Consider the following 12,271-nt stretch of genomic DNA (forward strand, 5'->3'; position numbering starts at 1 on the left):
TGTCGCCGTGGCGTCAGTCCGACAGTTCCTGCACCAGCCGGTCGAACACCAGGCGCAGCCGTGGCGGCACCGGGCCGCGCTGGGGACGATAGAGATACATGTCCCAGGGTTCGGGCTCGTGGTCGCTCATGACCGGGACCAGGCGTGCGGCGGCGATGTCGTCGTCGCACAGGAAACCGGCGATCTGGCCGATGGCCACGCCATCGCGCACCAGCCGGTATTCGGCGTCCGAGTCGTCGCACTGGAAGCGGGCCTGCTCGGCACTCATCTGGCGCTCCCCTGAAAACATCCACGGCCACAGCCGGCCGGTACCGCGATCGAGCATGCCGGTGCAGGGCAGGGCCTGCAGTTCCTGGATGGTCGATGGCCGTCCATGCTGGCGCAGGAAGCGCGGCGTGGCCACGACGTGGAAGCGGGTCTTGCCCAGCCGCCGCACCACGAAGCGATTGTCGCGCAGCGCCCCGACGCGGATGCCGATATCGATCTTTTCGCCCACCACATCGGCACGCTGGTCGGTAAAACGCAGGTCGAAGCGTAGGCCGGGATGCTCGTTGGCCAGCCTTTCCACGATGGGCAACAGGCGATTGCGTCCCAATGCCGAGGGCGCGGCCAGCCGCACCAGCCCGCTCATCTCATCGGCGGGGTCGGGCGAGTGGTCGTCGAAGAGCCCGTCGAGTTCGCGCAGGCTGGCGCGGGCGCGCTCGGCGAGGGCCTCGCCGAAGCTGGTGATGCGCACCTGGCGGGTATTGCGGTGGAACAGCATCTCGCCCTGCAGACGCTCCAGTTCCTGGATGGCGCGGGTGACGGCCTGCGGTGAAATGCCCAGGCGGATGGCCGCATCCTTGAAGCTGCCGGTCTCGGCGGCGGTACAGAAGATGCGCAACATTTCCAGTCGGTTCAGCATGATGGTTCCAGAAAATGGAATTGTGAAAGTCTAACATTTCCATTGTTTGGCATAGTTGCGCTCCCCATAATCCTTTCCATCAACCCGCGGCACTGCCGATGGCGCGCTGCATTCATCCACTGGAAAGGACTACATCATGAGCAACAACATCAAGGACAAGGTCGTCGTCATCACCGGCGCCAGCAGCGGCCTGGGCGAAGCCACCGCACGCCATCTCGCCGACCGGGGCGCCCGCCTGGTGCTGGGTGCACGCCGCACCGAACGCCTGCAGCAACTGGTGGCCGAGATCACCGCCGCCGGCGGCCAGGCCATCGCCGTGACCACCGACGTGGCGCGCCGCGAGGATGTGGAAGCCCTGGTGGCCAAGGGCGAGCAGCACTTCGGCCGTATCGACGTGCTGGTCAACAATGCCGGCATCATGCCTCTGGCACCGATGATCAAGACCAAGGTCGATGAATGGGACCGCATGATCGACGTCAACATCAAGGGCCTGCTCTATGGCGTGGCCGCCGTGCTGCCGCGCTTTGCCGCGCAGGGTTCGGGACATGTGATCAACCTGGCCTCGGTGGCCGGGATCAAGGTCTTCGCCGGCATGGGCACGGTCTACAGCGCCACCAAGTTCGCCGTGCGCGCCCTGACCGAAGGCTTGCGTACCGAGGCACCGCAGGGCGTGCGGACCACCATCATCTCGCCGGGTGCAGTCGACTCCGAACTGAAGACCCACAGCAGCGACGCCGAGACCTCCGCCGCCGTGCTGGCCTGGTACGAGGCCAACCAGATCTCCTCGGACTCGGTGGCACGCGCCATCGCCTATGCCATCGAGCAGCCGGCCAACGTGGATATCAGCGAGGTGGTACTGCGCCCGGTGGCCCAGGAATTCTAAGTTTTCCACAGGCTGCCGCAGAGGCGCCGGGACGGCAGCGATGCCGCCCGGCGTTTTTTGTCGTTCTGGCATCGTCTGCATTGTCTGAATTGTCTGCGTTGTCTGTTAGGCAATGATTCCCGCAAGGCATGTTGCTTGCTTCAAACGCTGCCAGTGCGCCGTGCAGACAAGCACGGTGCTTTTCTATATGATTGCCGGCCCAAAAAGAAGGAGTAATCGATGGCGAATGCGTGCGGTGTGGATTTCGGCACTTCCAACTCCACCGTCGGCTGGCTGCGCCCCGATGCCGGGGATTCCCTGCTGCTGCCGCTGGAAGAAGGCCGTGCGACGCTGCCATCGGTGGTGTTCTTCAACGCCGACGAGAACGAATTCAGCTATGGCCGTGCCGGCCTGGGCGAATACCTGGCGGGCTACGAGGGCCGCCTGATGCGCTCGCTCAAGAGCCTGCTGGGCTCCGGCGCCATCGATGGCCAGACCGAGGTGGGCGGCCGGGCATTGCCCTATCGCGGTCTGCTCTCGCAATTCATCGGTGAACTCAAGAAACGCGCCGAGCGTGCCGCCGGCACCTCGTTCTCCAAGGTGGTGCTGGGGCGTCCCGTGCATTTCGTGGATGACGACGCCGCCGCCGACCAGCTGGCCCAGGACACCCTGGAAGAGATCGCCCGCGACGTCGGCTTCAAGGAAATCGCCTTCCAGTTCGAGCCGATTGCCGCCGCCTTCGACTACGAGTCGCGCATCAGCAAGGAAGAACTGGTACTGATCGTCGACATCGGCGGTGGTACCTCCGACTTCTCGCTGGTGCGCCTCTCGCCCCAGCGTGCCGCACGCCAGGAGCGCCGCGACGACATCCTCGCCAATGGCGGCGTGCACATCGGCGGCACCGACTTCGACAAGTATTTCAGCCTGGCCTGCGTGATGCCGCTGCTGGGCCTGGGCGGCCGCCTGCAGGGCAATGCCGAGATCCCCTCCAGCTACTACTACAACCTGGCCACCTGGCACACCATCAACCAGCTCTATACCCGCAAGGTCTGGCAGCAATTGCAGGATGTGGGCCGCGAAGTGGCCGACCGCGAGCGCTTTGCGCGCCTGCTGGACGTGGTGGAGCAACGCTGCGGCCACTGGCTGGCGCTGCAGGTGGAGAGCGGCAAGATCGCACTGTCCAGCGCCGAGAGCACCCTGCTGGACCTGGAACGCCTGCGCAAGCCCGAGCAATTGCAATTGCAGCGCACCGACTTCGATGCCGCCGTCGATCACCTGGTGCAATCGGTGGAGCAGACCGTGCTGTCGCTGCTGCAGCAGGCCGGTCTCAAGGCCGACGATGTCGACAGCGTCTTCTTTACCGGCGGCTCCAGCGGCGTGCGCCTGCTGCGCGAACGCATCGCGGCACTGGCCCCCAACGCGCGCCATGTGGAAGGCGACCTGTTCGGCAGCATCGGCAGTGGCCTGGCCATCGATGCCGCGCGCAAGTTCGGCTGAGGCGGGCCGCTGCTATACAATGCGGCGATCCTGACCGAACCGAACGACAGCGCGGGCCCGGCCCGCACCACCATGAGACCTTCTTCCGAATCCTTTGTGCGCCGCGTGCGCAGCAAGCTGGACGAGTTGTCGAGCACCGAGCGCCAGCTGGCCGACTTCCTGCTGGAGTTTCCGGGCGAGCTGGCCAGCTACGCGGGCAACGAACTGGCCCAGCTGGCCGGGGTATCCCCTTCTACCGTGAGTCGCTTCATCCGCCGCATCGGCTATGAGAATTACGATGAGGCACGTCGCCATGTGCGCGAGGAACAGGAGGCGGGCTCGCCGCTGTTCCACAGCAGCAGCACCGGGACGGCACGCCAGCTGCGCTCGGTGACGACGCACTTCCAGCAATCCCAGCAGAACCTGGCAGCGACCTTCGAGCGCCTGTCCGATGCCGTCATGGCCGAGATCGCCCGCGCCATTGCCGGCGCGCCCCATGTGCTGATCTTCGGCAGCCGCAGCAGCCAGGCCTTTGCGCTCTACCTGCGCTGGCAGATCATCCAGGTCCTGCCGCGCGTGACGACCTTGCCCGGCGCCGGCGAGACCCTGGCCGAATACACGGCCGGCCTGGGCGAGCGCGATTGCGTCATCGTCTTCGGCACGCGGCGCCAGACCGGCCAGATGGAGCGCCTGCTGCAGGCAGCCACGCGGGCCGGCGCCCGCGTCCTCTACATCAGCGACCAGGCCTCGCCGGACTATGCCGATGCCACCTGGTCACTGCAGGCGCAGTGCCGTGGCCCGGGACCGCTGGACAACCACGTTGCCGTCATGGCCCTGTGCGACCTGCTGTCCACGCTGGTGATCGACGCCAGTGGTGCGGCGGGACGCAAACGCCTGGCGGCGGTGGAGCAGGAGCACGAAGAGCTGGGCGATTTCGATTGACTTGCCGGCATGCAAGCAGGAAATCCTGATTTCGTGATGGCAATCTTCCTGGCGCCCTGTTTTCATGCGCGCGGCGCTCCTTGCCGGTGCGTCTATCCCTGAAGCCTCCCTGTCAAGGCGCGTCCAGCGGTCGCGCAGTGGATTGATAGACAAGTGCCGGCTGGCCGCTACAAGACGGTGGCGATGCGGCTTCTCCCTTGTCCATGGCCGGTTTGCGGCCGACGGATCTTGCCATGCCATGTTGATGTCCGACTGCATCCTGTGCTGGCATGACGATTGCTAATGCCTCTGCAGAGTGAAATTACGATTTCAATGATTAATATAATTTGAAATCTCTATTCCATTCATGGGCATGCTGGACTACGCTATCAATACGGTGACGTACAACACCCACCGGGTTCCACAGCCTTGCACCATCCGCCCAACGAGCAGCATTCATTTGCCGTCCCCACGCAAGAGGAGCAGACCATGGCTGGACCCACACTGTCGTCACCGGATATTCCGAATTCGCCGCGCGTCGCCGAGCTGGATGGCGCGCTGGAGAAGATCGGCGTCACCCGCTCGCACCACACCATCATCTTCCTGATCCTGATCGGCTGCCTGTTCGACAGCTTCGAACAGAACGCCATCGGCCTGGTCGGCCCGCTGCTCAAGCAGCAATGGGGGCTCACCGCCACCGACATCGGCTTGCTCAATACGGTCACCTTCGCCAGCGCGGCCATCGGCCGCATCGTCTCGGGTCTGGTAGCCGACCGCTATGGCCGTCGCGTCATGCTCAGCCTGGACCTGCTGCTGTTCACGCTGGGCGCGGGCATCTGCGCGCTGGCGCCGGACCTGACGGTGATGGCCATCGGTCGCGCCATCGTCGGTTTCGGCCTGGGCGGCGAGATCGCCATTGCCGTGACCATGCTGGCCGAGTTCTGCTCCAGCAAGTTCCGTGGCACGGCCGTGGGCCTGGTCAATGTCGGCGCCGGCGGCATGGGCAATTTCCTGGCGCCGGCCTTCGGCCTCCTGGTCTTTACCCTCTTCCCGGGGGAGAGCAGCTGGCGCTGGCTGTTCTTCTGCCTGATGTTGCCGGCCCTGCTGGGTGCCTTCTATCGCCGCTACATCCCGGAGACCCCGCGCTTCCTGCTGTCGCGTCACAAGATCGCCGAAGCCAATCAGGTGCTGGCGCGCCTGGCCAGCGGCAGGCTCTCTGGCCCGGCACCGCAAGGCCAGGCCTGGATCAGCGACGATGGCCGCCGCGAACAGGCCGCGCCGGTCAAGGTGCGCTCCATGGAAATCTTCCGGGGGCCGCTGGCACGCCGCACGCTGCCGCTGTGCATCGCCATCTGGATGACCTATGGCGCGCAGATCTCGGTGCTGACCCTGATGCCCACCATCCTGGTGAGCCTGGGCTACAGCATGTCCAAGAGCCTGTTGTTTACCATGGTGATGCAGAGCGGCAGCCTCCTGGGCGCCTTGGCGGCCTCGGCCTTTGGCTTCCACCTGCCGCGCAAGCCCGTGCTGACGGCGGGTGCCATCGGGGCTTGCCTGGCGGCGCTGATCATCGGTTTCCTGGCCAAGAGCATCGTGCTGATCCTGGCTGCCGGTGCGGTGTTCCAGTTCTTCGTGCTGCTGCTCAACACCACCATCTGGATCTATGCGCCGGAACTCTATCCGACCCGGGTGCGCGCCTTCGGCACGGCCTTCATCCTGGCCACCGGGACTGCTGCCGGCGCCTTCATGCCGCTGGTGGCGGGGCGCCTGTTCGATGCCTTCGGCCTGGCGGGTGTGTTCGGCATGATCGCCGCCATGTATTGCATCTTCACGCTGGCTGTGCGCACCGTGCCTGAAACCTACGGCAAGTCGCCCGACGCGCCCCTGCAGGACGACGCCCCGAGCGCGCCGGTGCAGGTGGTCGCGGCGCGCAGTTGATCCCTTTTTTCTACCGAGACTGGCATGCCGCATATCCTGCTGATCAATCCCAATTCGTCCGAGGCCACCACCGCCATGATGGTGGCCATCGCCAGCGCCGAACTGCCATCGGGCTATCGCATCACCGGTGTGAGCGCGGGGCAGGGGCCGGGGATGATCGTCAATGCCGCCGAGCTCGACGCCGCCGCGTCCGAGGTCGAGCGTAACTGGCGCGAGGCAGGGCGGCAGAGTGCGGGAGCGATCATCAGTGCTTTTGGCGACCCCGGTATCGAGCGGCTGCGTGCACTCGATGCCCGACCGATAGCCGGCCTGTGCGAAGCGTCGATGCTGGAGGCAGCGCAGGGCGGACGCCGCTTCGGCGTGGCGACGGTGACGCCGGAGCTGGCCGGCGTCATTGGCGAAAAGGCGGTACAGGCCGGTGTGGGCCATCTCTATACCGGCATCCGCCTGACCGCGGGTGATCCGCGCGTGCTGGCGGGTGATCCACAAGCCCTGGAAGACGCGCTGGCCCAGGCGGTGCGGGAGTGCGTGGAAATCGATGGCGCCGAGGCCGTGGTGATCGGCGGCGGGCCTTTGGGCCAGGCGGCCATTGCGCTGGCGCGGCGCTTCACGGTGCCGGTGATTGCCCCCATCCCGGCCGCCGTGCGCCATGTATTGAAGGCCTTGCAGAGGCAGCAGGCCGCCTGAGGCCGCGCGCCTACAGCATTGCCAGCGGCTGCTTGCGCCGGGGCGGCGGGAAGGCGGCGTCCAGTGCCTTGAGATCGGCATCGGTGAGTGCAATGTCCAGGCAGCCGCGATTGAGCTGCACATGCGCCTCGTCGGCGGCCTTGGGAATGGCGATCACCCCCGGCCGGCGTAGCACCCAGGCCAGCGCCACCTGGGCCGGCGTCGCTGCGTGCCGTTGCGCCACCGCCGCCAGCGCGGCGTTGCCGAGGATGCGGCCCTGTTCGATGGGCGAGTAGGCCATCACGGCCACTCCCCGCTCCAGCGACTGCGGCAGCAGGTCGAATTCGATGCCACGCCGCGACAGGTTGTAGAGCACCTGGTTGCACAGGTACTTGTCGCCCTGCGGTTCTTCCAGCAATTCATCGATGTCGTCGCCATCGAGGTTGCTCACCCCCCAGCCACCGATCTTGCCCTGTGCCTGCAGCGCCTGCATGCCCTCGATGGTGGCCGCGAGCGGATACGTGCCACGCCAGTGCAGCAGGTAGAGGTCGATGCGCTCGGTCCCCAGGCGCTTGAGGCTGGCCTCGCAGGCAGCGATGGTGCCGCGCTTGCTGGCGTTGTGCGGCAAGACCTTGCTGACCAGATAGACCTCATCACGGCGCCCGGCGATGGCGCGCCCGACGATGCGCTCGGCCCCGCCCTCGCCATACATCTCGGCCGTATCGATCAGGGTCATGCCCAGCGCCATCCCGGCTTGCAGCGCGCGCACCTCGGCGGCGGCCTGCGCCGGGGATTCCCCCATGTTCCAGGTACCCTGTCCCAGGACAGGCACGCGGTCGCCATTGCGCAGCGTGATCAGCGGGATCGGCTTCATGGATGAGTCTTCTCGGCGTGGACAGGGCGGGGGATCATTAGAACGCATTTTTGCCTTCGCATCATCACGCAGCGCACATAGTGACCAGATGATGCCCGATGGCAATGCGGCGACCCGCTTCGCCGGTACATTGTGGCGGGCGGCAACTACTGGCATGATCGCTGCCACTATCAGATTCCGGGGGGAAATCCATGCTGCGTCGTCTGCGTACCGCCTTTGCCAGGCACTGGGCCCGTTGGCTGCTGGCGCTGGTGCTGACCGGTGTGGCGGGGGCCGAAGTCACGGGCATGTTGCCCCGTGCACTGGTGGAGCGGCTGGACCTGTTCTTCTATGACCTGCGCATGCGGGTAACCAAGCCCGACCTCGATCCGCGCATCGTCATCGTCGACATCGACGAGAAGAGCATTGCCGCACTGGGGCGCTGGCCCTGGAGCCGTGATGTGGTGGCGCAACTGGTGCGGCAGATGACGCAGACCTACCAGGCACAGTCGGTCGGTTTCGACGTGGTCTTTGCCGAGCCTGATACGAGTTCCGGCTATGGCCGCCTGCAAGACCTGGCCCACGGGGCCTTGAAGGACGTGCCGCAACTGGCCCGCCAGCTGCAGCGGCTCAAGCCCGAGATGGACTACGACGCGCGCCTGGCCGAGGCCTTGCAAGGCCAGCCGGTGGTGCTGGGCTACAACCTCTCCAACGATCCCGGTGCCATCGCCAAGGGGCAATTGCCTGCCCCCGTCTTCAATCTTGCCGACCTGGGCGGACGCAGGCTGGAAGCGATCGGCTGGCGCGCCTACGGCGCCAACCTGCCGCAACTGCAGGCAGCGGCGCGCGCCGGTGGTTTCTTCAATCCGGTGACCGACGACGATGGCGTGATCCGCGCCGTGCCGCTGATCTCCCAGTTGGGCGAGCACTTCTATGAATCGCTGGCCCTGGCCACGGCGCGGGTGGCCTTGAACGGCAAGCGCGTCAAGCCCATCTTCCTGCAGGACGAAACCGTGTTCTCCGGCGACCAGGTACGCGACTACGGCGCGCTGGCCGGCATTGCCGTCGAGGTCAGGCCGCAGCCGCTGTTCATCCCGGTCGAGCGCAAGCTGACCACGCTGGTCACTTATCGCGGACATGGTGGTCCCAATGGCGGGGCCTTCCGCTACGTGTCGGCCATCGACGTGATGCGCGGCACCTATCCGCACGACCAGCTCGATGGCCGCATCATGCTGGTCGGCACCACCGTGCCGGGCCTGAACGACTTGCGGGCCACGCCGGTCAGCCCGGTCTATCCGGGCGTGGAGATCCACGCCAACCTGGTGGCTTCCATCCTCGACGAAGACTTCAAGGCCCGCCCCGATTTCGCCCAGGGCTTCGATCTCCTGCAGGTATTGGCGGTGGGGCTGGTGCTGGGTTTGCTGCTGCCCATGCTGGGGCCCTTGTGGTCCATCGTGTTGACCCTGGCCACGGCGGCCGGGCTGGGTGGTCTCAACTTCTGGCTCTACAACAGTGCCGGCCTGGTGCTGCCGCTGGCCACTGCCTTGTTGCTGGTGGGCTTGCTGTTCATCTGCAACCTGGGTTGGGGCTACCTGTTCGAATATCGCAACCGCAAAGCCATCGTCAACCTGTTCGGCGAATACGTGGCGCCTGAACTGGTCGCCGAGATGGCCGCCAATCCGGCCAGCTACAACATGGATGGCGAGATCCGCGAGCTGACCGTGATGTTCTCGGACGTGCGCGGCTTCACCACCATCTCCGAGAGCCTGCAGCCCAACGAGCTGCGCGAATACATCAACGTCTACCTGACCGCGATGTCGGAAGACATTCGCGGCAACCGCGGCACCCTGGACAAGTACATCGGCGACGCCGTCATGGCCTTCTGGGGCGCGCCGCTGGAACTGTCCGACCACGCCGCGCGGGCGGTCGCCACCGCCCTGAAGATGCAGCAGACCACGCTGCTGTTGAACGAGGAATTCATCCGCCGCAACTGGCCGCCGCTGAAGATAGGCGTAGGCCTGAACACCGGCCAGATGCGCGTGGGCGACATGGGTTCCAAGATCCGTCGGGCCTATACGGTCATGGGTGACGCGGTCAACCTGTCATCGCGCCTGGAGTCGATCACCAAGGTCTATGGCGTGGGCGTGCTGGTTGGCGAGGCCACGCGCCAGGCCGCGCCGCAATTTGCCTATCGCGAACTGGACCGGGTCCGGGTCAAGGGCAAGAACGAGCCGGTGCCCATCTATGAGCCGCTGGCCCTGGAGAATGAACTCGACGCCGCGCTGCGCGAGGAAGTGGCGCAATGGCATGCGGCGCTGGTGCAGGTACGCGCGCAGCAATGGGATCAGGCGCAAGCGGCCCTGCAGGACTTGCAGGCGCGCCAGCCGCGCGGGTTGTATGTGCTCTACCTGGAACGCATCGCGCACTACCGCAATGCGCCGCCGCCGGCGGACTGGGATGGGGTGACGACGTTCGAGAGCAAGTGATGCCGCAGGGGGTAAGCAGCTTTCGCCGGGTCATTCCCCCCGCTTGTTGCTGAAGCGCGGGGACTGCCGACTGGACAAGTGTGCAGCTCGATGGCCTTGCGCTGAAATTGCATACACCCGCATGCAAAATTATTTCCAGGTGGAAATCGAAGTGTGGGGAATATCGCGCAAACGCCCACTGGAGGCGGTTTTCCAGCAATTATTATCGACGCACACAGGCTGAATCACTATACTTTACAAGCTTTAATTGCCATCAAGCTGACATAGTCTGACCGAAACTGACGGGCGGCTGACAAGGCTTTTCCGGTGACTGCATGTCCCTCTCCAAGAAGAGGCGCATCGACATCGGGACAAGGTGGTGGCAGGGGATTCTTGGCGATCTTTCCATCTTCGCGTCAGGGGGCGCAGGGAGATCGCAAGGGCAGGTGCATCGCTTTCCGGCGGTGCGTGGGGAGATTGAATAATCGGGGGAGGGCCGCGCCGGGGCGGCTCCGCATAGCAGATGAAACGATGTTTGCAGCATTACGTGGTGGGCATGGTCTTGCTCGCCACGACCGCAGGTGTGGCGGCGCAGCCCGCACCGGCGGTGACAGCCACAACCGAAGAGCGTTTCGATATCCGTGCTTTCGTCGTCCAGGGCAATACCCTGTTGTCGGCCGCGCAGGTACAGGAAGCAGTGGCACCCTTCAGCGGCAAGGGGCGTGTCTACGGTGACATCCAGCGCGCGCTGGAGGCGCTGGAGAACGCCTATCGCAGTGCCGGCTATACCGCCGTGCAGGTACGCGTGCCGGAACAGGAGCTGACCTCGGGCGACGTGCGCCTGGACGTGGTCGAGACCGTGATCGGCAAGGTGATCGTCAGCGACAACCACCACTTCAGCGAAAAGAACATCCGCGCCAGCATCCCCAGTCTGAAGGAGGGCGAGGCGCCCAACCTGCGGCGCATTTCCGAGTCGGTGCAACTGGCCAACGACAATCCGGCCAAGCAGCTCAATGTCACGCTGACTGCCGTCGAGGCGACCGACCAGATCGATGCCACCGTGTCGGTCAAGGATGACCCGCCAGTACGGCTGATGGTCAACATCGACAATACCGGTACCGGTGACACCGGCCACTGGCGCACCGGCGTGGCCCTGCAACATTCCAACCTGTTCGATCGCGACCAGGTGGCGACCGTGGCCTATACCACCTCGCCCGATAGCCCCTCCGGCGCCAAGGTCGACCTGTACTCGCTGGGCTATCGCGTACCGCTCTATGCGATGGGCGACAGCATCGACTTCATCTACGGCAAGTCCAACGTCAGCTCGGGCCAGACCCTGGCCGTCAATTCCACCCTCGATATCACCGGCCGCGGCGAGGTCTATGCGCTGCGCTGGAACCACTACTTCGCCCGCAGCGGCGAGTGGGGCAGCAAGCTGGTCTTCGGGGCCGACTACAAGAAGGTCGATTCGTCCTGCGCCATCAATGGCGGCGCATTGACGGGGGCATCGATCAATACCTGCCAGCCGTATTCCACCTTGCCCCTGTCGGTGGCCTACAGCGCGCAGCGCCAGGGCGTGGGCCAGATCATCGACTACAACATCGGCATCGCCCGCAACATGGCCATCAGCCAGGCGCGCTACAGCGATACCCTGCAGGTCACCGATCGCTATTCGCTCTTTACCGGTGGGCGCCAATCGATGGACAACTTCATCGTCATCCGTGGCGGGGCGTCGTGGTTCAAGGGCCTGGCCGATGACTGGCAGATGCGCCTGGCCAGCACCATGCAGGTGTCGCCTCATGCGCTGCCGCCGGTGGAGCAGTTCGGCCTGGCCGGCGCCAATGCGGTGCGCGGTTTCACCGAGCGCGCGGTGGCGGCCGACAGCGGCGTGGTGATCAACAGCGAACTCTATACGCCCGACCTGCTGGCCAAGCGCGACCTGAAGGGCTCGATGCGCCTGCTGGCCTTCGTCGATGCTGGTCGTGGCGCCAACAACAATGTCACGGCCAGTTCATCGGTCCCCTCCACGCTGACGCTGGCCAGCATCGGCGCGGGCCTGCGCTATGCACTGGGACGCGATTTCAACCTGCGCCTGGACGTGGCGCGGGTACTGCTCAATGGTAATTCCGCGACCGAACAGAGAGGCGATCTCAACGCCCACCTGAGTGCAACCCTGGGGTTCTGAC

9 protein-coding genes are annotated in these 12,271 nt (G+C 65.2%); 7 read left to right on the forward strand and 2 right to left on the reverse strand.

The features are described 5' to 3' along the window. Nucleotides 1-13 precede the first annotated feature (13 nt). Nucleotides 14-904 (reverse strand): LysR family transcriptional regulator, encoded by an 891-nt coding sequence (locus ACIPHN_RS18765; protein WP_400438490.1) that lies wholly within the window; start codon nucleotides 902-904, stop codon nucleotides 14-16. A 136-nt stretch (nucleotides 905-1,040) separates the two neighbouring features. Between ACIPHN_RS18765 and ACIPHN_RS18770 the strand changes: the two genes are divergently transcribed. The 5 genes from ACIPHN_RS18770 to ACIPHN_RS18790 all read left to right on the forward strand — a co-directional run bounded on the left by ACIPHN_RS18770 (nucleotide 1,041) and on the right by ACIPHN_RS18790 (nucleotide 6,788). Continuing rightward, complete coding sequence (locus tag ACIPHN_RS18770) at nucleotides 1,041-1,787, forward strand: SDR family oxidoreductase (protein ID WP_400438493.1); 747 nt, start codon at nucleotides 1,041-1,043, stop codon at nucleotides 1,785-1,787. Nucleotides 1,788-2,006: 219 nt separating this feature from the next. Then, nucleotides 2,007-3,263 (forward strand): Hsp70 family protein, encoded by a 1,257-nt coding sequence (locus ACIPHN_RS18775; protein WP_400438496.1) that lies wholly within the window; start codon nucleotides 2,007-2,009, stop codon nucleotides 3,261-3,263. 72 nt (nucleotides 3,264-3,335) lie between these two features. Beyond that, nucleotides 3,336-4,184 (forward strand): MurR/RpiR family transcriptional regulator, encoded by an 849-nt coding sequence (locus ACIPHN_RS18780; protein WP_400438499.1) that lies wholly within the window; start codon nucleotides 3,336-3,338, stop codon nucleotides 4,182-4,184. A 468-nt stretch (nucleotides 4,185-4,652) separates the two neighbouring features. After that, nucleotides 4,653-6,101, forward strand: coding sequence for an MFS transporter (locus ACIPHN_RS18785; protein ID WP_400438501.1), 1,449 nt, complete (start codon nucleotides 4,653-4,655; stop codon nucleotides 6,099-6,101). Nucleotides 6,102-6,125: 24 nt separating this feature from the next. Beyond that, entirely contained in the window at nucleotides 6,126-6,788 is a 663-nt protein-coding gene (locus ACIPHN_RS18790; RefSeq protein WP_400438504.1) for an aspartate/glutamate racemase family protein, read from the forward strand. Nucleotides 6,789-6,798: 10 nt separating this feature from the next. Here the strand turns inward: ACIPHN_RS18790 and ACIPHN_RS18795 are convergent, their stop codons facing one another. After that, nucleotides 6,799-7,641, reverse strand: a complete 843-nt coding sequence (locus ACIPHN_RS18795) for an aldo/keto reductase (RefSeq protein ID WP_400438507.1) — start codon at nucleotides 7,639-7,641, stop codon at nucleotides 6,799-6,801. Between the two features lie 191 nt (nucleotides 7,642-7,832). Between ACIPHN_RS18795 and ACIPHN_RS18800 the strand changes: the two genes are divergently transcribed. Beyond that, entirely contained in the window at nucleotides 7,833-10,106 is a 2,274-nt protein-coding gene (locus ACIPHN_RS18800; protein WP_400438510.1) for a CHASE2 domain-containing protein, read from the forward strand. Between the two features lie 502 nt (nucleotides 10,107-10,608). Beyond that, nucleotides 10,609-12,270, forward strand: a complete 1,662-nt coding sequence (locus ACIPHN_RS18805; protein WP_400438513.1) for a ShlB/FhaC/HecB family hemolysin secretion/activation protein — start codon at nucleotides 10,609-10,611, stop codon at nucleotides 12,268-12,270. Nucleotide 12,271: the final 1 nt, after the last annotated feature.

The sequence above is a fragment of the Herbaspirillum sp. NPDC087042 genome (genome assembly GCF_044745245.1).
In the GTDB taxonomy this organism is placed as follows: Bacteria; Pseudomonadota; Gammaproteobacteria; order Burkholderiales; family Burkholderiaceae_D; genus Herbaspirillum.

Excerpts from the sequence above, each read along its gene's own strand:
- ACIPHN_RS18765 (WP_400438490.1), bottom strand. The coding sequence starts at position 904 with ATGCTGAACCGACTGGAAATGTTGCGCATCTTCTGTACCGCCGCCGAG.
- ACIPHN_RS18770 (WP_400438493.1), top strand. The coding sequence starts at position 1,041 with ATGAGCAACAACATCAAGGACAAGGTCGTCGTCATCACCGGCGCCAGC.
- ACIPHN_RS18775 (WP_400438496.1), top strand. The coding sequence starts at position 2,007 with ATGGCGAATGCGTGCGGTGTGGATTTCGGCACTTCCAACTCCACCGTC.
- ACIPHN_RS18780 (WP_400438499.1), top strand. The coding sequence starts at position 3,336 with ATGAGACCTTCTTCCGAATCCTTTGTGCGCCGCGTGCGCAGCAAGCTG.
- ACIPHN_RS18785 (WP_400438501.1), top strand. The coding sequence starts at position 4,653 with ATGGCTGGACCCACACTGTCGTCACCGGATATTCCGAATTCGCCGCGC.
- ACIPHN_RS18790 (WP_400438504.1), top strand. The coding sequence starts at position 6,126 with ATGCCGCATATCCTGCTGATCAATCCCAATTCGTCCGAGGCCACCACC.
- ACIPHN_RS18795 (WP_400438507.1), bottom strand. The coding sequence starts at position 7,641 with ATGAAGCCGATCCCGCTGATCACGCTGCGCAATGGCGACCGCGTGCCT.
- ACIPHN_RS18800 (WP_400438510.1), top strand. The coding sequence starts at position 7,833 with ATGCTGCGTCGTCTGCGTACCGCCTTTGCCAGGCACTGGGCCCGTTGG.
- ACIPHN_RS18805 (WP_400438513.1), top strand. The coding sequence starts at position 10,609 with ATGAAACGATGTTTGCAGCATTACGTGGTGGGCATGGTCTTGCTCGCC.